Genomic DNA, 24,913 nt, shown 5'->3' on the forward strand with positions numbered 1-24,913 from the left:
TGATGAATGACCCCGGAGTGATGACCGGGGTTTTTTCTTGCTTTATTTTTAGCATTTCTATCAATAGTCTTAATAAAAGCATACTTCCCATTTATAGAGAAAGGAACGGGTAAACCTTTTTTTCTTCCTATTTTTGCTCTATAACAATAAACAACTATGAGCAACACACTTATTGCCCCTTCCATACTGGCAGCAGATTTCGGAAATCTTCAGCGGGATATTGAAATGGTTAACAACAGCGAAGCAGATTGGTTCCATATAGATATTATGGACGGTGTCTTCGTACCAAACATCTCTTATGGGATGCCTGTACTTAAAGCCATTACCAAACATGCAAAAAAAACCATTGACGTTCATTTAATGATCGTTGATCCAGACAGATATATCAAAGAATTTGCCCAGTTAGGCGCAGATATTCTTACCGTACATTACGAAGCATGTACTCATTTACACAGAACCATTCAGGCGATTAAGAATGAAGGTATGAAAGCAGGTGTAGCTATTAATCCACACACAAATGTAGACCTTCTAAAAGATATTATAAACGATATCGACCTGGTTCTTGTAATGAGTGTAAATCCTGGATTTGGCGGGCAAAGTTTTATTGAAAATACTTATAATAAAATTCAGAGGCTTAAAGAGATCATTACCATGAATAATGCAGATACTCTTATTGAAATTGATGGAGGCGTTACAGATGAAAATGCAGCAGAATTATCCAGAGCCGGAGCAGATGTTTTAGTTGCCGGTAGTTTTGTTTTCAAATCTGAAGATCAGCCTGAAACCATTAAAAACTTAAAGCAAGTTGCAAACTCCTAATAACAAATACGAGATCATTATTATTGGAGGCGGCCCTATAGGGATTGCCTGCGCCCTTGAAGCTGAAAAAAAAGGCCTTTCCTATCTTATTCTGGAAAAGGGTTGCCTGGTAAATTCGCTTTACCACTACCCTACCAATATGACCTTCTTTTCTACCTCTGAAAAACTTGAGCTGGATAATATTCCTTTTATCAGCAATAATCCTAAACCGGTTAAACGGGAAGCATTGGAGTATTACAGGAGGATCGCTACTAATAACGAGGTCAACATTCATTTATTCGAAAAAGTAAATTCGGTAAATACAATAAATGAGAATAAACATATCGTTAAAACTCCAAGAAATACTTACGAGACTGAAAATGTCATTGTTGCTACAGGATTTTACGACATTCCTAATTATTTAGGTGTACCAGGCGAAGATCTTCCGAAGGTATCACACTATTACAACGATCCGCATTACTATGCCACGCAAAAAACCATAGTGGTAGGTGCAAGTAACTCAGCAGTAGACGCAGCCCTCGAAATTTATCGAAAAGGAGGTGATGTGACTATGGTGGTTCGGAAACCGGAAATTGGAGAACGAGTTAAGTACTGGGTGAGACCAGATATAATTAATCGGATTGAAGAAGGAAGCATAAAAGTACATTTTGAGTCTTCGATAAAAGAGATAAAGGAGTCTGAAGTTGTAATTGATACTGCGGAAGGCGAATTGACCCTTGAAAATGATTTCGTTCTTCTTTTGACTGGCTATCGTCCAAACTTCAAGTTCCTCCTGGATATGGGTATAGAATTATCTGATGATGGCAGGAAAATTCCGAAGTATAACCAGGAAACCATGGAAACAAATGTTCCCGGAATATTTCTTGCTGGGGTTATTTGTGGTGGAGTTGAAACTCATAAATGGTTTATTGAAAATTCCAGGGTTCATGCAAAAATGATCATGGAACATCTAAGGTCTAAGGAAAAAGTTTAAAATATGAAGGCAGTCATAATTATTGACTGCCTTATTTTTATCCTATTGAACTTTTGATCCCCTAACCTATTCCCGCAAGTTGTTTTCTACAGAACAATTAAAATTTCAATTGCACCACTGTGAGAATTAATTTATAGTATATTGGTATTAAATATTTTATACAGATTCACCCTGTTAAGCAAATAAAATACCATGAAGAAATATTTCCCTTTAATCCTCCTGTTTTTTTCAATTTCACTCCTTACAAGTTGTTCTAGTGTTAAAGTCTTAAACTCCTGGAAAGCCAACCAGGAAACTTTAAATGATTTTAAGGATAATAAGATTCTAGTGATCGCCAGAACTGCAGACAAATCGGCTAGAATCGCCTTTGAACAGGCAATTGCCGACAAATTACGAGCAAACGGACTAGATGCTACTGAAAGCTTCTCCAGAGTACCCGTAATGCACATGGAGAAGGAAATGACCGACGAAAGGATGGATATGATTCGAACTTTGATGAACAGTGAAGGCTATAATGGGGTGGTATTAACCGTTATAAAACAGGATGAAAAACATACCAGAACTAAACACAGTGGTGTTTATGCTTCAGCAGCCTATTCAAACTATTATCCTGGTTATTACGGAAATTTTTATAATTATTATGCGACTCCGTATGCTATAGGCCCATATTATTCAGCTTTTGGAGGATATGTTCCTATGTCTACATCAACAGAATCTTATTCGAATTATATCCTTGAAACAGTGGCCTTCAATCTTCAATCTGAGGGTGATGACCAATTGGTTTCTGTTGTGAGTACCAGCTTAAAGGACCCTAAGGACGCGTATAAATCTGCCGATGAATTCATGGAGGCCATTTCCAAAAGCTTGAGTCTATGATTCAGAATGCAGGCTTATATGGATAATGGCGCCATAGGGAGCAATTGAAAACAATCAATTCTTTTTGATAATTTGAAACGAAATATTGGAAAGCTCAAAGACGAGAAATAAAAAAAGGCAATTTTTAAATTGCCTTTTTGTTTTATATTATTTGATCACGAAAACATTTATTCCATCAGAACTACAGAGTTAGAACCAATTCCTTTTCTTCTACCTATTAACTTACCATAGAACTCAAGGTCTTCATGATTATTCTTAAAAGAATAATCCACTTTTTTTCCAACTTCTTCCAGAGGAAAGGTATAAATTTCGATTTCAGGGTAACCCTCGAATTTATCAGATTTACTTATACCAATTTCAATGGTATTATTAGCCTTATTATATACCACAAATTCCGCTAGAAAATTATGTTTTAGAAGATCCATACAATCCTGGGAAAGCACTTCACATTCCTTACATTCATTAATATACATCTTCACTAGTTCCTGCAGAGAGGATCTCAATTGGTTAGAGTTGAAATATGCCGCCATAGGTATTAATTTTTATACTTTGAAAAATCGAATGTACCCGTTAAACTGCCTAAATAAAACTATTTAAATAAGATTTAACGCTCAGGCTTAAAAAAAACCTAATTAACCTTTGATTATCAAATATATGCATTTAACTGATATTCAATTGTTTAGACAGCAAAAAATTTAAAAAATTTCTAAAGGTCAGTAGGGAATGATTCAGGCATACTGGTAAATCTGCCACAACCTATTAGGGCTACTAGGTAAGATATTTAAAAACTATATAAACCGCCAGTATAACACTTAGGCCTAATATGATATTTCGATATACGTTACTATAATCCTGTATCATGAAATTAGTTTTTTATTAAGCATAAATTAAAGAAGATCGAAAGCATAAAATATGGGGGCTATCCCCTATTTTTATACGCGAAATTTTCTGCAAAACTAAGCCATATTATATGGAATGACGAAGTTTCCCTGGGTATATAGTCCAATTATTATTCTATTCCTTATATATAAATTGAATACCGTTAACTTTAATTTCGATTGCATCAAATGGCAAAGAATATTCTGAGTCTTAAATGGATGGAAAGTTTGAAGAATTCATATAAAAGGTAATTTCTATATTGAATGAAAAATCAAAGGAATTAGCGAAGTACATTTTACCAAAGAAATTGAGGCTTTAATCTGAAATCCTGGAAGGGCGGGCTTCAGTTTCACTGATTTAAGTGACAATATTTCGGCAATTTACTCTGTATTACTCCTGAATATATATTATTGCGAAGTAAAAGGATAGGGGAAATTATTTCAAATTTTCGAATTTGTTTATCACTGCCATACTTATAGACAACATTAAAATGGCTGTAGGGATAATTAGAAGGTTCCAGCTCATCTCATCGTTTTTTTCAAATAATTGATCTACAAAGAAAATTACCAGGGAAACTAAAATGGTTTGCCAGAGCAGCATTTTAAGTTCCAAAAAGTTTTTGATCCTTAACCATTTAGGCAAATCCTCATCATTCCCATTTTCAATAAGCTTACCCAGGAACAATTTAGTAAGACCCATACTAAAAATTAAGAAAACCAGGCCAATTAAAAATAGGTCTATAGATTCCAGTATTTCAACAGGTGCGGGCTTTTCAGATTCATAGCCAAAAAAGACGATTCCATAACCATGAAACGATCTCTTGGCCGCCAAAAATATTAGAATTAAGGAATTGATAAAGGTAAAAAAGACTATGATTACGACCAGATACCTGAGCTTCAAAAAATGTTTTAGCATGAGTAGTTTTATTTTATAAACTGATAATCAATTTACTAAAAGATTTTATAAGTATCTTACTATTAGTTTTCAATCGTTTCAATCAGGTTTAGAATGAGTGTGAACTTTTTTCAGTCGTTTCCATTCTGGGGTATCTATATCTCAATATTCATCCTTATCCTTATTTCAATAGGATTTGGAATTACATATTATAAATGGAGACAAAAAAAAGTAGCCCATGAAGATGAAGTAGCTATAAATACGTTGGTAGGAGCTACTTTAGGTCTTCTTGCCTTTATTCTTGCATTTACTTTTGGACTAAGCTCTTCGCGATTTGAAGCGAGGAAGCAATTTCAACTTGACGAAGTAAATGCCATTGAGACAGCCTGGCTTAGAGCCCGTTTGCTGGAATCACCTTATTCAGAAAAATTTCAAAAACTTTTGGTTGAGTATACCGAGGTTCGCATCTGGTTCCTTGAAAATAAAGACAAGGTAGCAGAAGCGATTACTAAATCTGAAAATATCCAGAACGAAATCTGGTCTTTAACCGTTAGGATGAATCATGAAAATATTGGAAAACCTCCAATAAATTCCCTTTTTATTTCTGCTGTTAATGATATGTTCGACCTTCAAACCAGCCGGATCTCAAAAGGGGTAATCGATCATATTCCCGGGCTAATTTGGATTTCACTTTTTATTCTTGTTTCCATTTCCATGTTCGAGGTTGGATATTTGATGGGAAAATCGAAAAAAAAGAACTGGGTACTTATATTGGCACTGTCACTCTCCTTTTCAGCGATTATTCTTTTAATTGTAGACCTGGATAGTTTTGAAGGGAATATTTCCCTGGACCATCAGGTGATTTATGATATGTATAATAGAATAAATTAGCCGCATACTCTGCTTTAAAATATTTATTCTTATGAATGTTGTATTAAACAATCGTTAAATAACTGAAAATTAACACGTTATATTTAAGCGAATTAATTTCGCGTAAACCCTTTTAAAATATACCTGTTCGGGAATTTTAAAATCCAATATTAGCTTATTTTATTACCACAAAATTATCCAATTTACTGGGAAGCAGATATTTGAACCAATTTGTTCACTATATTTAAGGGAAGGATTTGTAAATCCCCCCAGCAAATTCTCAAAGTAGGGGTTTTACAAGATATATTAATTAAAACCCTGATAGTATGAAATTTAAAATTTTAGTACTTCTAATTATTTTAGGAGCAATTTCTTGTGGAACTAACACCCAAATAGTTGGAGCCTGGACCAGTGATGATTTGCCTCCTGGAAATCCATATGAGAAAGTATTTATAGCTGCGATAACTCCAAATACAAATGTTCAAAACGCAGTGGAAAACAATCTCGCGTCTGCCGCTAGAGAACGTGGAATTGAAGCATCTACAAGTGCTACCACTTTTGCTAAGAGTTTTACCAAATCCAATCAGCCATCAAAGACGGAAATACTGGATAAGGTAAGGGCTGAAAATGCTGATGCCATTTTCACGGTCACTTTGCTGGATAAAGAATCGGAAACCCGGTACGTCCCTGGGTCTACTTATTACAGTCCTATGAGCTATGGCGGATATTATGGCAGCTTTTACAGTTACTACAATACGGTATATCCAATGACCTATGATCCGGGCTATTATAAAACTGATAAAATATACTTTATCGAAAGCAATTTATATGATGCTAATACGGAAGAACTCATCTGGTCTGCCCAATCTAAGACCGTGAATCCTTCTAACATCGACTCTTTTGCCAGAGATTATACCCAGGCTATGATAGATGAGCTTATTAAAGACGGAGTCCTGAAGAAATAAATTTTATCCCTGATTAAACTTCATTAAGAACTATAGAACTGAATAATTAACCCTGCTGAATTTTTGATGTTAAGGTTGTTTACTGAAAGAATGGCAATGACAAAATTAGTGACAATGAAAAATGTAAAAACAAAGTATAAGATCGGTTTTCGGCATACTGGAATGATGATCTTTTTATCCCTGCTTTTAACTGGATGTTATCCAGATCAGCCTGAACGTGTAGAAGATTATGATGTCAGCTACACGAATTACTCACCTGAATTTGATTTCAGTGTCGACCGATCCTATTCTTTACCCGAAAGAGTGATTCTGATAGATGATGGAGACTTCAGTAGTGATGAACCGGAATACCTGGACGATATTTTCGCCGATGCTATATTAAATAATATACGTCAAAACTTGAATTCCCTGGGATGGACCGAAGTTGAGGAGGAAGATTTGCCAGATGTGGTTATGTTACCTTCTGCCTTCGATCAAACCTTTCTTTATTATTACGATTTTGGGTACTGGGGATGGTATTATCCAGGTTATTTTCCAGGTTGGGGCTGGTACTATCCGGGATATAGCCCGGGTTATGTTAGCGGGTATCGCGTAGGTACAGTGTTAGTACAAATGACGCTTCCGATAGAAAATGAGGATGATGAGATCCCGGTTGTTTGGCTGGCAACATTTGACGGATTGCTGGAAGGATCAGACCGTTCCATTTCTGAAAGGATCGATAGAAATCTAGACCAGGCATTTAGCCATCCTCCATTTAATAATTAAAATCGAAGATGATGAAAAAGAGTTTTATAGTAATGATTTTAGCATGCCTATTCTCAGCAAATGTTGATGCTCAGAGTAAATTTGCAATCAATTATAGTTTCGGAATACCTACCTCTGAAACTTCAGATCTATTCGGTGAAACTAGTTGGAGAGGTGTGAACCTGGATTTTTCCTATTTTTTAGAGGAAAATATAGCTATCGGTTTTAGTGGAGGATGGCAGGTCTTCGATGATGGTCTGGGTTATGTAACTGAGACCGATGGAACGGAAACAATATCAGGACAGAGATATAATTATCTTAACAGTGTCCCTTTATTTTTTACAGGTAGCTACTACTTGAATACAGATGCCTTCTCCCCCTATTTGTCACTTGGGATTGGAGGGGTGTATAATCAATTAGAAGAGGATATAGGACTTTTTAGTTTTGAAGAAGATCAGTTGCAATTTGCGCTGAGGCCGGAATTGGGATTGGACTATGAGTTCTATTATGGTTTCGAGATACGTGCGGCAGTTCGATATCATTATGTTTTTGAAGGAGGCGATTTGCCCAACCTCTCATATCTAGGTATAGTACTGGGTTTGGTCTGGTCTAATTAGTCGGTGCTCGTTTGGTATTTAACTAATAACCAAACCCTTATGATTAAGTTGGTTTACTGGAAATTTTTCCGAAGATTTTACTCAGAAACTATTGTGAACAATGAATCAATTTTTCGAAAAAATTTTATACAACTGAAAATCAGTATTTTAATAAGTATATTGTAATCCTTGTTAACTATTCTAACGATACATTATTTAATAACCACTAAACACTTTAACTATGAAAAAAAATCCATTTAAATCCATTTTCATATTTGGAATTTTAATTCTTTCAATTTCTGTTCAGGCCCAGGACAAACCAAATATTCTGGTTTTATGGGGAGATGATATTGGCTATTGGAACATTAGCGCCAATCATAGAGGAATGATGGGATATCAAACTCCAAATATCGATAGAATTGCAAATGAGGGAGCCTTATTTACAGACTGGTATGCACAACAATCCTGTACCGCTGGAAGAGCAGCCTTTATTTTAGGTCAGCATCCCTTCCGTACCGGTTTACTTACTATAGGGATGCCCGGAGCAGAACAGGGAATTAGAGATGACCAGCCCACCATAGCTGAGCTTTTAAAGCCCCATGGGTATACCTCAGGACAATTTGGGAAAAACCACCTGGGAGATCGTGATGAACATTTGCCCACCAATCATGGGTTTGATGAATTCTTCGGAAACCTTTATCATTTAAATGCCGAAGAAGAACCGGAAACCTATTACTATCCGGATGATCCACAATTCCGTGAAAAATTTGGACCACGTGGAGTAATTCATTCCTATTCCGATGGTCGAATTGAAGATACCGGCCCATTGACCAAGAAAAGAATGGAGACCGTAGATGAAGAATTTACCGCAGCTGCACTGGAATTTATTGAAAAAGCGCATGCCGAGGGTAAACCGTTCTTTGTTTGGCTAAATTCTACAAGGATGCATGTTTGGACCCACCTTAAAGAAGAAAGTGACGGAGTTACCGGTATAGGTCTGTATCCAGATGGGATGGCCGAACATGATAAAGCCATAGGTACGGTGCTGGCAAAACTGGAAGAACTGGGAATCATAGATAACACGATTATCATGTATTCTACAGATAACGGTGCCGAAAAGTTTACCTGGCCTGATGGTGGGACAACTCCATTTGCAGGTGAAAAGGGAACTACCTGGGAAGGCGGGTTTAGGGTTCCGGCCGCAATAAGATGGCCAGGTGTAATTGAGCCGGGAACTGTTTATAATGACATTTTCTCACATGAGGACATGATGCCAACACTGGTTGCCGCTGCTGGTGAACCAAATATTAAACAAAAATTGCTGAATGGCTACCAGGCGAATGGCAAGAATTTCAATGTTCATCTGGACGGTTATAACATGATGCCCTATTTTAAAGGCGAAGTTGATGAATCACCCAGAAAGGAAATATTCTACTTTGATGCGGGTGGCAATTTAAATGCTATTCGTTACCAGAATTTCAAAATTCACTTTGCTATTATGGAAGGGGCAATTAATGAGGCCTATAGAAAAACTCCTAGCTGGCCCGTTGTAATTAATTTAAGAGCAGATCCTTTCGAAAATTCTCATGAATCTGCAGGCTATTTAAAGTGGTATGCAGATAATATGTGGATGTTCGTTCCGGCTCAACAGTTGGCAGCTAATTTCCTAAACTCATTTAAGAAATACCCGCCGGTTGAAGGTGGATCCCTTTCGGTAGATAAGGTAGTGGAGCAACTACAAACACAACCTGCCAGAAATTAAGGTTCTGTTTAAGATCAATTTTAATTCGGGATAAGTCTTTTAATACACTTGTCCCGAATTATTTTAACAAACCAAAGGTTTGACTAACCAGTTATGCCAATATCATTTTTCCAATGAAACTTAAAGACTTTTTTTTTCTAATCATTTTTTCCATTTTATACTTTCCAGGCCAGGCTCAGGAAAAACCTAATGTGGTTCTAATCGTCATGGATAACCTGGGATGGGGAGAAATTGGAGCTTATGGCGGTGGTATCTTAAGAGGAGCTGCTACCCCCAGGCTGGATACTCTTGCCAAGGAAGGGATGCAACTGCTTAACTTTAATGTAGAACCTCAATGTACTCCAAGCCGCTCAGCTTTAATGACAGGGCGCCACCCTATTCGCTCAGGAACCACTAAAGTAGTATGGGGATTGCCTTATGGTCTCGTAGGTTGGGAAAAAACCATGGCTGAACTATTTAAGGAGGCGGGCTACTCTACGGCCATGTATGGTAAATGGCACCTGGGTGATATGAAAGGTCGTTTCCCTACAGACCAGGGATTTGATGAATGGTATGGAATCGCCAATACCACAGATGAATCTGAATACACTTCCCAAACCGGATTTGACCCTGAAGTAGTTGAACCGCCTCAAATTCAGCAGGCAACTGCAAACCAAACTCCTACTTCAGTAAAAGAATATAATGTTCAAACAAGACGCACTATAGATGCTGAGCTGACCGATAAATCTGTAAATTTCATGCAAAGACAGGTTGCAGAAGACAATCCGTTTTTTCTCTATTTGCCATATACCTTAGCACATTTACCCACTCTACCTAATCCAGATTTTGAAGGGAAATCAGGGAACGGCACCTGGGCAGACGTTCTTATGGAAATAGATCATAACACCGGCAGGATCCTGGATGCTATAGATAATCTGGACATACGAGAGAACACCATTGTAATATGGATGAGCGAAAACGGTCCGGAAGAAGCACCAAACTGGTTCGGAACCGCAGGTTACTGGAGGGGTCATTATTTCACGGCACTCGAAGGTTCTTTACGGACTCCTTTTCTTATTAGATGGCCCGGAAAAATTCCTGAAGCTAAGCAAACCAATGAAATGGTACATATCACCGATTTGGTTCCAAGCCTTGCCCAGGCAGCAGGATACTCGGTGCCTGAAGATAGAATAATTGATGGCGTTAATCAAATGCCATTGTTCACCGGTGAGATTAAAAAGACCAAAAGAGAAGGTTTTCCTGTATATAATGGAGATGAAATGTTCGCCTATAAATGGAGAAATTTTAAGGTGCATTATATCGAACATGAAAGCATGTTTGATAAACCTAGAAAACACAATTTTCCTCGCGTACATAACCTTTTGAGAGATCCCAAGGAACTATTTGGGGTACATGGTGGTCATGAAACCGGAGCACAAAATCTTACCTGGGTGCTACCTGCAGTTACTAAAGAGGTGATTCAATTTCAGCAAACACTAAAAGAAGAACCTCCAATTAAACTAGGAACACCAGAACCATATACTCCCAAAAACTAGATATTATGAAAAAGGTTTTAATTGTTCTTAGTGTTATTATTTTATCACCCTGGATGGCTATTTCTCAAGACGCGAACAACCCGATAGATCCCAGCCCTACTGTGGGTTTATGGAACCGGTTTTATAGCGATGAACAATCCCGGTTGCAAATTCTAGCCAATGTGACCCTGGGTAAATGGTTCTACCGGTTTACCGCTGAATATGAATTTAATTATCCAGATACCAATGAAGACTTCTTCAATTATGATGAGGAAAACCGGCCAAATGAAGACCATTTTAACAGCACCAATTTTATGGTCGCCAGGTTGTTTCAATCGAAGAACGGAAAACATCAATATGGTGTTGGAGCTGTGGTTAGTTATTTCCATGAGAGAAGGTTTGCCGGGGGAGTAAATTTTGTTTCAGTGAGTAAAATTAATGGATGGAAATTTATCACGCTAACAACCCTCCAGGGAGGGAAAGAAGTATTTTCGATGGAATTTCAGCCCGGTATATACCACGATATTTCTACTAATGGCTGGTATTTTAGAAGTCATCCCAGAATGCTTTTCAATTTCAGAACCGGCCAACATGAAGTTCCACTGGGCGCAGGTATTGGAAAGATTTTCAGTACAGAAGGTGGGGCTATCAATATCTTTTTTGAACCTCAATACGATATTGTAAACTCACTACCTATGCTTTATACAGGAGTTAAAGTGTTATTTTAAAATTTTCAATATGAAATCTATAAATCCAACTTTTTATATACTCATTTTCGTTTTAGCCGTTTTCGGTTGTAAGGATAATAAATCAAATGATTCAATTCAGGAAGATGAAGTGATAACTTCGAATAGCAATAAGGTTAATGATTTAGCAGCCTGGGCAGACGCACCGAAAGAAAGGATCATGAACTGGGTTGAAAAAGTTACCGATTCCACTAATTCAGATTTTATTCCCGAAACTGATCGAATCGCCGTGTTCGATAATGATGGCACTCTCTGGCCTGAACAGCCTGCTCCTACTCAATTGCTTTATGTTCTGGACTTTCTGAAAAAGGAATATCAAAACCAACCGGAATGGAAAAATGATCCGGTAATAAGTGCTGCCGTAAATGGCGATTATGGTCCGCTTAAAGAAAAAGGTGCAGCTGGAATTCTGGATATGGTAAACAAATCATACGATTCCATGAGCGAAGAAGATTACAAGGAATCTGTAAGAGAGTGGATGGATACTACCAAAATTGAAAAATTTGATATGACCTATAAAGAGGCCGTGTATCTGCCAATGCTTCAATTGCTGGAATATCTAAGGGCCCACGATTTTAAAACCTTCATTGTAAGCGGTGGAGGTGCCGATTTTATGCGGGTCTGGACTGAAGAAGTCTACGGTATCCCACCCAACCAGGTTATAGGCAGTTACGGAGAGGTGGCTTTTGATAATACCGATGGCAAGGCTACGGTTTATAAAAAGGAAGGTGATTTCTTTTTTGATGATAAATCCGCTAAACCAGAAGCCATTCATCGCTTTATTGGTAAAAAACCGGTACTTGTTGGGGGAAACAGCGATGGAGATCAGGCTATGATGGAATACGCCAGCAATGCAGAATATCCCACACTTTGTATCATTCTTCATCACACCGATGCTGAAAGAGAATATGCCTATGATACCAAAACTTTAAGCGGTCACTTAGAAACAGCCCTGGAAATGGCGAAGGAAAAGAACTGGCTGGTAGTAGATATGAAGGAGGATTTTAAGCAAATTTTTCCGGATTAAACATCAATTTGATTTCTTATGTAAAACATACATGCAAGCCTATATAAAATATACGATCTTACTATTCAGCTTTTTCTTTATTCAGATAAATTCTGGATCTAGTAATGTTGTAGCTGAAGAAGTAAATCGAAATAGGTTTTATAAAAAATCTGCTGAATCTTCTCCCAAAAAACTAAAAGCTTTGGTGGTTTACAGTTCCACGAGTTACTTCCTGTATCGTGGGAAAACCATGGGTTTTGAATATGAGCTATTGGAAAGGCTGGCAAACAACCTTGATAGGGAACTGGAAATAGTGGTTTCTCCTAATATAGACAGCTTGATTCCAGACCTCCTGGCCGGAAAGGCAGATCTTATTGCTCACGGGTTAGCTATAACCCAATCCCGAAAAGAGATGGTCTCGTTTACCGATGAACTGTACCAGGCTTCTCAGGTTCTCGTTCAGAAGAAACCTAGCAACTGGAGAAACATGACCCTTGATGAAATAAACAGGATTTTAGCCAGAGATCCCCTGGATCTTGTTGGGGAAACCGTTACCGTAAGGATAAATTCAGCGTACAGGGAAAGGTTGGAAGATATTAATCGTGAGATTGGAGGCGGAATTTTTCTAAATGTTCTGGATGGCACCTATTCTACAGATAAGATCATTGAAATGGTTAATAATGAGGAGCTGAAATACACCGTAGCAGATGACTACCTGGCCAGGATCAATACCTCTTATATGCCAGATATCGATATTAAAACCGTGATTAGTACCAGGCAGCAAATTGCCTGGGCGGTGAGACCGGAATCCAAAGACCTGCTGAATACCCTGAACCAGCAGCTCAAAAGAGCAAAGAAAAAGGTAGACTATTATGTGATTTATAACAAATACTTTAAAAACAGGTCTTATTTCAAAAGAAGGATAAGAAGTCCGTTTTACAGTCTTAAGAACAACCAGATAAGCGAGTTTGATGAAATTATAAAAAAGGAAGCATCCAGGATTGGTTGGGACTGGCGTCTACTTTCATCCATCATTTACCAGGAATCCAGGTTTGATGCTACAGCTGAATCCTGGGCAGGGGCGGTTGGATTAATGCAATTAATGCCTGAAACGGCGAAGGCCCACGGACTAACCAACCCTACAGATCCTGAAGCAAATATTAGGGCTGGAACAACTTATTTAAAGCAGATCTATGATCATATTGAAGGGATTGAAGATCCTGATCAGAGGATTAAGTTCACCCTGGCCTCCTATAATTGTGGATATGGGCATGTACTGGACGCAAAAAGGCTTGCCCAGGCCGAAGGATTGCAATCTAATAAATGGGATAATAATGTTGAACTCATGGTTTTAAGGCTTAGCGAACCGGAAACCTATCACCGGCCAGAAGTTAAACATGGATATGTCATGGGAAAAGAAACTTATAATTATGTAAACGATATTTTTCAGAGATATGAACACTATTCGAATTTTATCGACTTTTAAATGAGCATTTTATGACAGCATTAGAAAACATTCAGGAACTACGAAACCGGATGAATCGATCCATTATTGGTCAGGAAAAACTAGTCGACCGTATTTTACTGGTGCTTCTGGCAGACGGTAATATGTTGCTGGAAGGTCTTCCGGGACTGGCAAAAACCCGGGCTATAAAAAGTTTGGCAAAAGAACTGGATTGCGGACTTAGCAGGATTCAATTCACTCCAGACCTGTTACCTTCAGACGTCACTGGAACAGAGATTTACCAGCCCGAATCTACCGAAAAGTTCATTTTTCAAGAGGGACCTATTTTCAGCAATTTAATCCTTGCAGATGAAATTAACCGTGCGCCGGCGAAAGTACAATCGGCCCTGCTGGAAGCTATGGAAGAAAGGCAGGTTTCGGTGGCCGGGAAAACCTATCCTATGGAACCGCTTTTTATGGTTATGGCTACCCAAAACCCGGTGGAACAGGAAGGAACTTATCCACTGCCCGAGGCTCAAATGGATAGATTTTTAATGCATGTGATCATAGATTATCCAGATGATGCTTCAGAAATTGCCATTTTAAGGCTAAACCGGGAAGAACAGAAAAGTTCCAAGCCCGAAGTGACAGAAAGAATTTCTCCCGAGCATGTTTTTTCCGCCAGAAAAGAGATCGCCAGTATTAAAATTTCCGAGGCGATGGAAAAATATATCGTAGATATTATTTCGGCTACCAGGTATCCTGAAAAATATGACGAAGAACTGGATCGCTGGATAGATTTTGGTGCCAGCCCCCGGGGAAGTATTGCCCTGGACCGTGCCAGCAGAACTCATGCCTGGATGAATGCTAAAGACCACGTAACCCCAGATGATATTCGTGCCGTGGTTTACGATTGTTTACGTCACCGCTTAATTCTGAGCTACGAAGCCAATGCCGAAAGAATAACCCCAAAAAAGGTCCTGGATCTTGTACTTCAAAAAGTCGCGGTACTGGCCTAGAATGCGATACATATGGATACAAAAAGTACATATCCAGAGAATGTTTTCACTTCATTTAAAGAGTTATTGAAGATGGAGGCGCTCTCCCATAATTTTAGTTTTTTGGCTCGCAAACATAAATCTAACAGTATTCTGGCTGGCAAACATGCATCCAGATTAAGAGGCCGGGGGCTGGACTTTGAGGAAGTTCGAAAATATGTAAACGGTGATGATATTAGAAATATAGACTGGAAGGTTACGGCCAGAACTCAAACTACCCATACGCGTGTTTATACTGAAGAAAAGGAAAGACCGGTTCTAATTGTGGTAGACCATTCTAAAAGCATGTTCTTCGGTTCACAGGTTCGTACCAAAGCTGTAGTGGCAGCAGAACTGGCGGCAATTGCGGCCTTTCGGATTCTTAATGAAGGTGATCGGGTTGGTGGGGTAGTCTATGCGGATAAGGGAATCGATATGATTTATCCCAAACGCGACCGAAAGAATATTTTAAAATTTTTAAACGAAATAGTTAAGCGTAATCATGAACTGGCAGAATCTGAGTCGGCCTCTTTTGAAGATTCATTAAAAGAAGTAATACAGAAAATTAAAAATATCGTTACACATGATTTTCTCATTATCATAATCAGTGATTTTTTGAGGTATCATCCTAAAACCATAAAGACGATAAAGCATTTAAAACTTCATAATGATCTAATTCTGGCGAAGGTAAATGATCCTATGGAAAGGGAAATACCAGAGGAAAATATAGTTGCTGGTGATGCCGAAACTCAGATAAGACTACGCGGTAAATCAAAAGAATTAAGGAACAGGTTTAAAAGTGAATTCGATACCGAGTTAAGTTCTTTCAAAGAAGAGATGCTGCGCTATGGCATCCCGGTTTTAAATTTAAATACGGTAGAGCCGGTAGATGAGCAATTAAAAAAAATGTTTTAGTGAATTATACATGAATTTATCAGAATTACATAAAACAGTTTTTCAGCAGGATAGTGTTTCTACGAAAATTCCTGAACTCGAGAATGCCCGTTTACAGGAACCGGCACCCATTCCATTCACTTTTGAAACCATTGGGTGGAAAATTCTCGGAATTGTAATTCTGGTTTCCATCCTCATCATTTTACTTCTTTGGATTCGAAATTATATAAAAAACAGGTATCGCAGGGAAGCACTTCAGGAATTAAACATTATCAACACGAACGAAATAAACGAAACTTTCAGAATTCTAAAGAATACAGCTATAAAGGCTTACGGTAGGGAAAAGGTTGGCAATCTCTACGGAAACAAATGGCTAAGCTTTTTAGAGGAAACGGGAAAAGAGGTAAAGATGCTGGAATTCGAAAATGCAATTTTCAATTCGATTTACCGGGATAAAAAAATAGACCAAAACATCTATTCCCGGATTACAGAAAATTCAAAAAAATGGATACGCACACATGCCTGAAAACTTTGAAATAGCATACCCCTGGGTTTTTGTATTGCTGCCGATACCACTTTTGGTGTACTGGCTCTTTCCTGCTATTCGAATAAAAAGTTCCACTCTACTGTTATCTAATTATCAAAAGGCTATTTCCTACTCTGGAGAAAAACCAAAAAGCGCGGCCGAAATTAAAAAAAGAAGCATCTTTTTCTGGATCTGGTTCGGTATTATCTGGATCGCGATAATTTCCAGCCTCTCCTCACCACAGATCGTAGGTAAACCGGAGTTGCAGGTGAAAACCTCCAGGAATTTTCTGATTACGGCTGATATCTCATTCAGTATGGCCACAAAAGACTGGATGATGGAAGGTGAAAAAGTAAGAAGATGGGATGCGGTAAAAAGTGTGATGCACGATTTTATCAAAAAACGTGAAGGCGACCGAATGGGACTTATCTTTTTCGCCTCCAGCGCTTATATACAGGCGCCGTTTACCCCAGAATTGGAAACTGTAGACCAGTTACTTGAGGAGGCAGATGTGGGAATGGCCGGGCAGATGACCTATATAGGAAAGGCGATTACCAAGGGAATTGAAATATTTGAAAAAGACAGCTTAGAATCAAAAGTTATGCTTCTTATTACCGATGGCGTAGATGGAGGATCTGATATTCTGCCTCTGGATGCTGCCGACCTCGCGCGCAAAGATTCTGTCGTAGTGCATACCATAGGAATAGGTGAACCTGGCGAATCAGGTTCAGACCTGGATGAGGAAACGCTGGAGGAGATTGCCGAGCTAACCGGTGGGCAATATTTTCGGGCTAAAGACAAAGAAAGGCTTGAGGAAATTTATACTGAACTGGATAAATTGGAGCCTATAGAGTTCGAAGAAAAGGAATACCGTCCGGTGCGGCTTTTATACCCATACCCGTTAGCCCTGGCCATAGGAATGCTTATGTTATATTTTCTAATTTCAATGATCCTCAATCTGGAACGATTAATCATAAGAAAGGAGGCTAAAAATGTTTAGCGATCTATTTCCAATAGAGTGGCAGGCTTTTCATTTTTTAAGACCTGGATTTTTGTGGTTGCTTATCCCGCCTATTATCATTTTCGTGATCCAGGTGGTATCCACTCAGCAAAAAACAAAATGGAAAAAGGTGATCGCTCCACACCTTAGAAAATTTATGATCTCTAAAGGCAGCAACAAACGTCTTTACCGAATCAATTTTGCGATCATGGGAATTTTAATTCTGGGAGTTTTGGCCATTGCTGGACCCACCTGGAAAAAAAGAGAGATTCCAGGGCAAATCCTGCAAACACCTATGAGCATTCTTCTGGAGTTATCTGAAAGTATGAATCAAACAGATCTTCAGCCTTCAAGGCTGGGCCGCGCCATTTTTAAGATCAATGACTTTCTGGATCACGATCCTCAGGCCAGAGCCTCGCTTATTGGTTTCGCTGGCACCGCTCACACTATAGTTCCCCTTACAAATGATTACGATATTCTTAAAAATCATATCGACGGATTAAACACTCAGGTCATGCCCATATCTGGATCTGATATCGCAGCAGGGCTTCAGCTGGCAGATAGTGTGATGAGTGTCACGAAAGCACCGGGAAGTATCATTTTAATGGTAGACGAGCTTGATGATCTACAAATACAAAACATCTCAGAATTTGCAGGAATTACAAAACATAAACTGGAAATTGTGCCTTTTATTGCTACGTCTTCGGATGAAGAACTCAATTCCAGGCTAAATATGCTTTCAGATTTTGAAAATATTACCCTGCATCAACTTACCCTGGATGATAGCGATATGGAACTTATCGCCCGTCGCATTAGCCGAAATCTGGAATTTACCGAGGAGCCAGAAGAAAAAGAAGATGACTGGAGAGATGCCGGTTTAATATTAGTGATTCCAATGGCATTCCTCTTCGTATTATCTTTTAGAAAAGGCTGGTCTATTTACTTGCTATTACCACTCCTGCTTACTTCCTGTTCCGGTTCAGGAGATTTTAAGGATTTATGGTATACCAAGGATTACCAGGCTCAACAATTAAGTGATAAAGGTGACTACGAGGAGGCTGCCGAATCATTTCAGGATCCTTTAAGAAAAGGAATCGCTTATTATAAAGCCGAAAATTACAATCAGGCTATCCGGTATTTTAGGGAAGATACCTCAGCCATTGGAGACTTTAATTTAGGTCTGGCCTATTATAAAAGTGGTGATCTTAATTCTGCAAGGCTGGCTTTTCAGGAAGCTGTTGAAAAAGATCCGCGAATGCAACAGGCAAAAGATTTTAGTGAACAAATCCTGAATGTATTGCCAGATGGGCAGGAATTAAACCTTGACGAGGCTACAGAGCAAGGCGAAGGCGATCCTGCTCAAAATACTCAGAATGATAGTATGGAAGACCTGGGTGGTGGTGGCCAGGAAGCGACCGAAGAAGATATGGAAAAAGAGCGACGAGAAGAGACCGCAGTAACCGACATTAGAAAAGGCAAGGAACTGGATGAAGTACCAGAAGATATTGGTCAGGAGGATATCCAGAGGCAAGATAACTCTAAGGTGCTAATGGAGAAGATCGATGAAGATCCTTCCTTATTTCTGCAAAGGAAATTTAGGTTTCAGTTAAAAAACAGGGAAAATAAAGGTTCCAATGAAAAGTAAAATAAAAGTACATACCAGTTTACTCTTTTTCCTGCTCATTTTAACGGGTAGCCAGGACCTTTTTAGCCAGAATGTATGGGCCAATGTGAGTTTGAACAAAAATTCGGCTTATGTTGGGGAACCGGTAGAGGTTAGTATCAAAGTTTTTACCTCAACCTTTTTTACCAAAGGAATAGACCCGGGAAATATTCAGGTAGATGGAGCTTACACCATTTACTTCAGACCTGTTAGTATATCTATTCAGCAAAATGGCAAAACCTATGCGGGGGTGGAGCTTAAATACAATGTGTTTCCATATTCAGAAAATAGTATTGTTTTCCCCGAACTTAATATCGAAGTAGAAACTCCACCGGAAGGAGATTTTAAAGGTGTAAAAAAAGTAATTAATACTGCTGAAAAACCCATTAGGGTAAAGCCTGTTCCAAACAATTTTGAAGGTAATGAATGGCTCGTGGCGAGTGATCTTAGAGTTTCACAAAACTGGACCGGTGATCTGAAAAATGTAAAAGTAGGTGACGTACTTACACGTAGCATTGGCAGAACTGCATATGGAACGGTATCTGAACTTATCCCTCCAATTTCCTGGGATAGCATTTCTAAGGTAAGCCTTTACCCAACCCGGAGTCAGCTAGAAAATAACCGGGCAAAAACCGCCATAAGCGCCAGGAGAACCGAGCGGATGCAGTACCTTTTTGAAAAAGAAGGGAATGTAGTAATTCCTGAAAAGGTTTTTAGCTGGTATAATCCTTTCCAGAATAGATTATACAAAAGGACATTACCCGAAATAAAGATCGAAGTTCAGCCTAATCCAGAATTGGGTTTGTTAGCAAGTGTAAAAGATTCTTTGCTGATACAGCAGGAAACCCTGGAAAATGAAGTTGCGGAAAAGAAACCTTACCTCATCTTCGGTTTAAGCCCAAAGCAATTCTTATTGCTGGTCATATTTGTAATTATAGTGGGGTTTCTCCTTTTTAAAGCAATTCGATGGAGTTTAATAAGATATAAAGAAAGGAAAAAAGCCTACCTGGTCTCAGAACTTTATTATTTCAGAAATTTTCTGAAGAGTTTAAGGTCTCGAGACAGCAAACAAAAACTCAATGATTTGTATCGCTGGCTGGATGAACTCGACCTGCCTGCGCCAAATATTTCCAGTTTTATCAGGGAATTTGGAACCAGTAGCATGATTCGCAATTATAAAGATGAAGAAGATATAGCCAGAATTGAACCGGCAGAATGGAAGGAAGCCAGGAAAAACTATTTAAGAGATATCAATATGGTAGATCCTGTTAACAATCGGCATTGGATTAATCCATAAAAAGATGCAGCATATGAAAACGCTTATAAAGGTTACACAAAAGATGCGAAAATCAATTGGCGCCCTGCTCTTACTTCTATTTGTATTAACCCCCCTCTTATCAAATTCTCAGGTTAATCGGCTTAGTAAAGAGGAGCGTGATAGTCTTCGTGCAATTCCGTATCCGCATACCCTGCCAATTTTTGGCCAGAGAGTTCGGAACAAAGGAATAGATCTGCCTTTGCCGCTGGGGTTTATGGTCACCTATATTCATCAACGAACTGAAGTAAATTTAGAAGATCCACGTATAGCGCTGGGAGGATCAGATTTTGTGAGTATCGATTTTGTAGACTTCGAACCCGTAGAAAATTATACGAATGTGGTTAATTTTCGAGCAGACGCATGGGTTTTCCCGTTTTTAAATCTGTATGGCATTTATGCCCATTCCAAATCGGATAGTTTTGTAAGAATTACATTTCCCATAGAACTGGATATACACCGAACCCCAACCGCCAATACATATGGTTTTGGTAGTGTTCTCGCTTATGGAATGGAAGATTATTTTGCCGCTTTCAATCTCAATTATTCATGGTCTCATACCAGCGCGTTAGACCGGCCGGTACAGGGTAGAGTAATGTCGCTAAGACTGGGAAGAAGTTTTGAGCTGGGAAGAAAAAATCAATCTATAAATGCCAGTATTGGGTTTCAAAATCAGAAAATTACAAGAGATTCCTCCGGTGAATTAACGGTAGATGAGATTTTTGGACTTTTAGACCAGGATAATTTGAACGATCTAAAAGACCAGATCGCCGATACCGCCCAGAACTGGTACGACGACCTTTCTTTACCTCAGAAAGTGGTTGTAGACCAGCTGGTAGATTTGTTACAGGATTATCTGGATGGGAAAGATGTGGGCCAGACTCCGCTACGATATAATTTTGATAAGGTACCCGTGGGAGAATGGTCGGTTCAACTAGGTGTGCAGTATAATCACAACAAACACTGGTGGTTCCGGCTGGAAGCTGGAATAGGTCGCGGCCGGGAACAAATCATGACTTCGGTGAATTATAGATTCGGACTTTAAATTCAGCATTTTCATTCCTGAAAAACACCGCAAAGACCTATTTTCAAAACGAACCGAAGAAATAGCGAAACAAAAGTTAAATCACTTTATTTCAATCTATTGAAGATATAATTAGTTTAAATTTAATAGACTAATAAGCTGCCTCTGCAATAAATTTTCCCAAATCCTGGAACAGGTTTACCTCCAATTTGAAACAGAAAATTATGGGATCCAAAAGAAGAAAAATTATCATTAGGAGTCTTAAAATTTTTGGCTTCAGCATTGTTGCCATCCTTGCCTTTATGATATTGTTTCCTATAATTTTTCAGGATGCCATAACGGCCAGGATTAAAAAAGAACTGAATAAAAATCTTACTTCCGAGTTATATTTTGATGATTCAGAATTGACCTTTTTTAGGCATTTCCCGTCACTTACTCTTTCGCTGGATGGTTTGGATTTAAAGGGTTCTGAACCTTTTGAACAGAAAAATTTTATAAAAGCAAAAGAACTCTCCCTAAGTATCGATGTTTTTGAACTGGTGACTACCGGTAGAATTGATATAGACGGAATTTATCTCATAGAATCCAGAATCAACGTTCAGGTTGATGAAAATGGTAATCCTAATTACAACGTGTTTGTAGAAAAGGATGAAAGCCAACTTAAAAATGATTCGGTTGAAGAGGTTCATTTAAATCTGGATATCGTTCAGATTGAAGATGCAGGGCTGGATTATCATGATAGGTCTCTAAATTTAAAACTGAAAGCTTCCAATTTTAATTATAAAGGCAAGGGAAATTATATAGACTCAGATGTGGAACTGCGCTCCCTGGTTAAGGTGGGAAATATAGATTTTGAATTGGAAAACACTCAGTATTTTAAAGATAAAGTAATTGAAGCCGATCTATACACGAAATACAATTCAAATTCACTTTCCATCATTTTTGAGGAAAATGAACTGGCTGTAAATAATCTTAACATCACCTTTAAAGGCTATGTTGAATTATTAAAAGAAGGTTACAACGTAGATCTCGAAATTTCTTCACAAGATAGCAGACTTGAAGACCTCTTTACCGCCCTGCCGCCAACTTATGTTACCTGGAAGGATAAAACCGAAATTAAAGGAAATATGGATCTTCAGCTTAGATTAAAAGGAAGTTATGTTGAAGCGGAAAAAAAACAACCTGATCTATTTTTGGAATTTCTCGTAGATAATGGAAGTATTTCATACCAGGAAGCTCCAATTCCACTTCGTGATATTTACCTAGACTTTAAAACCAGTCTTCCGTCTCTGGATATAGATCAGGCCACGATCATAGCTGATAGTATTTCTTTTAAACTGAATGATGATTATGTCTATGCCCAGATGCAAACCAAAGGGAATCCTGAAAATTTGCAAATTTCAGGATGGATTAATACCGACCTTGAGCTTGGTAACCTCGTCAGGGCCATTGGGGTCAATGATTATGAGCTGAATGGAAATTTAGCTTCAGATTTTACAATCGATGGCACCTACAATCCTTCGGTTGCGCTATTTCCGAAAACGGAAGGTTCATTAAACTGGCAAAACGGTAGATTACTAACGCCCTTTTATCCAAATCCTATCAGCAATATAAATGTACAGGCCAATATTCTTAATACCGATGGCACCAACAAAGGGACCGTAATCAAAATTCCTCAGGGTAATTTTACTTTCGAGGAGGAAACCTTCGGTTTTGCGGCCAACCTGGAAAATCTGGACGATCTAAATTATGATGTGACCGCAAAAGGAACTCTCAATATCTCCAATATTTATAGGGTTTTTGCTGTAGAAGATCTGGAAGTTGACGGTAAAATAAAAGCCGACCTACACCTTAAGGGCAGACAAAGCGATGCGACCAAAGGAAATTATGACAGACTGAATAATAGCGGTACGCTGTATTTGCAAAATATCGCGACAAGTTCTGAATTGCTTCCTAAACCATTTATCATAAGGGAAGGAACATTCCAGTTTCATCAGGATGAAATGGCATTTCAGGATTTTCAGGGAGAATACGGCAGTAACAAAATGTTGATGAACGGTTATCTTAAAAATGTGATTAATTATACCTTGAATGATAATGAAATTCTTCAGGGAAAATTCAGGTTAGAATCTGAAAAGATCAATACCGATGAATTTATCCTGATTGCTGAAGGCAAAACTGATACTATTCCAGGCGCTGAAATCACAGAAATTAAAACAGATACAACCAATACCGAAGGAATTATCCAGGTTCCCACAGATCTCGACCTCGTTTTAGAACTTCAGGTAAATTCTCTGCTCTACGAGGAAATTGAGGTAAAAGACCTGCAGGGAATCTTGGCGATTAAAGACGGTGGCCTGGTGTTGAAAAATGGTCAATTGGAATTAATTGGAGCCAGGGCTTTAATGAACGGACTTTATAAAAATGAAGGTAATGAGAAGGCTTATTTTAATTACGCTATCAAGCTGAATGAATACGATGTGAAAAGAGCTTATGAAGAACTGGAGCTCTTTAGAGTACTAGCTCCGGCTGCGGAAAACGCGGAGGGTATCGTTTCAGTAGATTATAAGATTGAGGGAATTTTGGATAGCCAAATGCAACCGGTTCTGGAATCCCTGGAGGGAGGAGGCACCCTGCTTGTAAAACAGGTAAAGTTGAAAGGCCATAAAATGATGGGAGCAGTAAGCAGTAAAACGCAAAGAGAACAACTTAACAATCCAGACCTGTCTGAAGTTGAGATTAATTCTTCCCTTAAAAATAACATTTTGAACATTGAACAATTCAAATTCAAAGTAAAACCATTCAAACTGAAGATGGAAGGCCAAACCAGTCTGGCCGGCGACCTCAATCTTAAAATGAGAATAGGCTTACCTCCATTCGGCATTATAGGTATTCCCATAAAGGTAACCGGTACTAGTGAAAATCCTGAAATTGGCTTAGGTAAGAAAACCAAAGACCTGGAGGAAACCCTGGCTGAAAACGATTCTTATTCAGAATTGGATAAGGCTAAAATGGCTGCCTTGAAAGATTCTATAAATACGGATATGTCTTTAGATGAAATCGAAGCTTTACAGGCGAAACTGGCAGATATGCCGGAGGAAGAGTTTTATGCGGTTAAAAATGAATTACCAAGTAAGGAAATATTTATATTTAAAATTGACTCCTTAAAACCTACAGATCATACTAATCCAGTCAATTTAAAAATAGTAGCATTAGATACGATAAAATAATAGTTATAGCAAAAATTAAAGCTATTCGATATTCCTTCTAAAACTTCATTCTTTAATGCCATTTTCACGGATAAATGACCTGAATTAATATAACAAAAAATCCGCAACCACTTACTAGTAAGCGTGTTGCGAATTT

General features: G+C 38.5%; 22 protein-coding genes. 20 read left to right on the top strand and 2 right to left on the bottom strand.

Annotation, left to right across the window (positions count from 1 at the left end):
* The first annotated feature begins 156 nt into the window (after nucleotides 1–156).
* From rpe to ML462_RS01005, 3 genes are all read left to right on the top strand, one after another.
* On the top strand, nucleotides 157–819 hold the full coding sequence (gene rpe / locus ML462_RS00995; protein WP_240711865.1) for a ribulose-phosphate 3-epimerase: 663 nt from the start codon (nucleotides 157–159) through the stop codon (nucleotides 817–819).
* Complete coding sequence (locus ML462_RS01000; protein WP_240711866.1) at nucleotides 806–1,792, top strand: YpdA family putative bacillithiol disulfide reductase; 987 nt, start codon at nucleotides 806–808, stop codon at nucleotides 1,790–1,792. Before rpe ends, ML462_RS01000 begins: the two co-directional genes overlap by 14 nt.
* 192 nt (nucleotides 1,793–1,984) lie before the next feature.
* Nucleotides 1,985–2,668, top strand: coding sequence for a hypothetical protein (locus tag ML462_RS01005; RefSeq protein WP_240711867.1), 684 nt, complete (start codon nucleotides 1,985–1,987; stop codon nucleotides 2,666–2,668).
* A gap of 167 nt (nucleotides 2,669–2,835) precedes the next feature.
* On the opposite strand, the gene ML462_RS01010 is transcribed toward ML462_RS01005, so the two are convergent.
* Both ML462_RS01010 and ML462_RS01015 read right to left on the bottom strand, forming a co-directional pair.
* Nucleotides 2,836–3,198: a hypothetical protein gene (locus ML462_RS01010; protein ID WP_240711868.1), complete on the bottom strand. Its 363-nt coding sequence runs from the start codon at nucleotides 3,196–3,198 to the stop codon at nucleotides 2,836–2,838.
* Between the two features lie 784 nt (nucleotides 3,199–3,982).
* Nucleotides 3,983–4,462 (bottom strand): YqhA family protein, encoded by a 480-nt coding sequence (locus tag ML462_RS01015; RefSeq protein WP_240711869.1) that lies wholly within the window; start codon nucleotides 4,460–4,462, stop codon nucleotides 3,983–3,985.
* Nucleotides 4,463–4,555: 93 nt separating this feature from the next.
* Between ML462_RS01015 and ML462_RS01020 the strand changes: the two genes are divergently transcribed.
* From ML462_RS01020 to ML462_RS01100, 17 genes are all read left to right on the top strand, one after another.
* Nucleotides 4,556–5,332 carry a bestrophin-like domain gene (locus tag ML462_RS01020; RefSeq protein WP_240711870.1) on the top strand — a complete coding sequence of 259 codons (777 nt, stop codon included), beginning with the start codon at nucleotides 4,556–4,558 and terminating at the stop codon, nucleotides 5,330–5,332.
* 305 nt (nucleotides 5,333–5,637) lie between these two features.
* Complete coding sequence (locus ML462_RS01025) at nucleotides 5,638–6,276, top strand: hypothetical protein (RefSeq protein WP_240711871.1); 639 nt, start codon at nucleotides 5,638–5,640, stop codon at nucleotides 6,274–6,276.
* 114 nt (nucleotides 6,277–6,390) lie between these two features.
* On the top strand, nucleotides 6,391–7,041 hold the full coding sequence (locus ML462_RS01030) for a DUF4136 domain-containing protein (RefSeq protein WP_240711872.1): 651 nt from the start codon (nucleotides 6,391–6,393) through the stop codon (nucleotides 7,039–7,041).
* A gap of 8 nt (nucleotides 7,042–7,049) precedes the next feature.
* Nucleotides 7,050–7,637 (top strand): outer membrane beta-barrel protein, encoded by a 588-nt coding sequence (locus ML462_RS01035; protein WP_240711873.1) that lies wholly within the window; start codon nucleotides 7,050–7,052, stop codon nucleotides 7,635–7,637.
* A gap of 220 nt (nucleotides 7,638–7,857) precedes the next feature.
* Complete coding sequence (locus tag ML462_RS01040) at nucleotides 7,858–9,378, top strand: arylsulfatase (protein WP_240711874.1); 1,521 nt, start codon at nucleotides 7,858–7,860, stop codon at nucleotides 9,376–9,378.
* A gap of 113 nt (nucleotides 9,379–9,491) precedes the next feature.
* A complete protein-coding gene (locus ML462_RS01045) occupies nucleotides 9,492–10,913 on the top strand; it encodes an arylsulfatase (RefSeq protein ID WP_240711875.1) in 1,422 nt (473 codons plus the stop codon).
* A gap of 5 nt (nucleotides 10,914–10,918) precedes the next feature.
* Entirely contained in the window at nucleotides 10,919–11,620 is a 702-nt protein-coding gene (locus ML462_RS01050; RefSeq protein WP_240711876.1) for a hypothetical protein, read from the top strand.
* Nucleotides 11,621–11,630: 10 nt separating this feature from the next.
* Nucleotides 11,631–12,665, top strand: coding sequence for an HAD family hydrolase (locus tag ML462_RS01055; RefSeq protein ID WP_240711877.1), 1,035 nt, complete (start codon nucleotides 11,631–11,633; stop codon nucleotides 12,663–12,665).
* A 31-nt stretch (nucleotides 12,666–12,696) separates the two neighbouring features.
* The gene (locus ML462_RS01060) at nucleotides 12,697–14,130 is read left to right on the top strand and encodes an MltF family protein (protein ID WP_240711878.1); all 1,434 of its coding nucleotides are present in this window, start codon (nucleotides 12,697–12,699) and stop codon (nucleotides 14,128–14,130) included.
* 11 nt (nucleotides 14,131–14,141) lie between these two features.
* Nucleotides 14,142–15,107, top strand: coding sequence for an AAA family ATPase (locus ML462_RS01065; RefSeq protein WP_240711879.1), 966 nt, complete (start codon nucleotides 14,142–14,144; stop codon nucleotides 15,105–15,107).
* Nucleotides 15,108–15,119: 12 nt separating this feature from the next.
* Nucleotides 15,120–16,040 carry a DUF58 domain-containing protein gene (locus ML462_RS01070; RefSeq protein WP_240711880.1) on the top strand — a complete coding sequence of 307 codons (921 nt, stop codon included), beginning with the start codon at nucleotides 15,120–15,122 and terminating at the stop codon, nucleotides 16,038–16,040.
* 10 nt (nucleotides 16,041–16,050) lie between these two features.
* Complete coding sequence (locus ML462_RS01075; protein WP_240711881.1) at nucleotides 16,051–16,545, top strand: DUF4381 domain-containing protein; 495 nt, start codon at nucleotides 16,051–16,053, stop codon at nucleotides 16,543–16,545.
* Nucleotides 16,538–17,545, top strand: a complete 1,008-nt coding sequence (locus ML462_RS01080) for a VWA domain-containing protein (protein WP_240711882.1) — start codon at nucleotides 16,538–16,540, stop codon at nucleotides 17,543–17,545. Before ML462_RS01075 ends, ML462_RS01080 begins: the two co-directional genes overlap by 8 nt.
* Complete coding sequence (locus ML462_RS01085; RefSeq protein WP_240711883.1) at nucleotides 17,538–19,190, top strand: VWA domain-containing protein; 1,653 nt, start codon at nucleotides 17,538–17,540, stop codon at nucleotides 19,188–19,190. The genes ML462_RS01080 and ML462_RS01085 overlap by 8 nt, the downstream gene beginning before the upstream one ends.
* On the top strand, nucleotides 19,180–20,505 hold the full coding sequence (locus ML462_RS01090) for a hypothetical protein (protein WP_240711884.1): 1,326 nt from the start codon (nucleotides 19,180–19,182) through the stop codon (nucleotides 20,503–20,505). Before ML462_RS01085 ends, ML462_RS01090 begins: the two co-directional genes overlap by 11 nt.
* A gap of 13 nt (nucleotides 20,506–20,518) precedes the next feature.
* Nucleotides 20,519–21,568 (top strand): hypothetical protein, encoded by a 1,050-nt coding sequence (locus tag ML462_RS01095; RefSeq protein WP_240711885.1) that lies wholly within the window; start codon nucleotides 20,519–20,521, stop codon nucleotides 21,566–21,568.
* A gap of 203 nt (nucleotides 21,569–21,771) precedes the next feature.
* Nucleotides 21,772–24,777 carry an AsmA-like C-terminal region-containing protein gene (locus ML462_RS01100; protein ID WP_240711886.1) on the top strand — a complete coding sequence of 1,002 codons (3,006 nt, stop codon included), beginning with the start codon at nucleotides 21,772–21,774 and terminating at the stop codon, nucleotides 24,775–24,777.
* Nucleotides 24,778–24,913: the final 136 nt, after the last annotated feature.

The organism is Christiangramia lutea, from assembly GCF_022489035.1.
GTDB lineage: Bacteria > Bacteroidota > Bacteroidia > Flavobacteriales > Flavobacteriaceae > Christiangramia > Christiangramia lutea.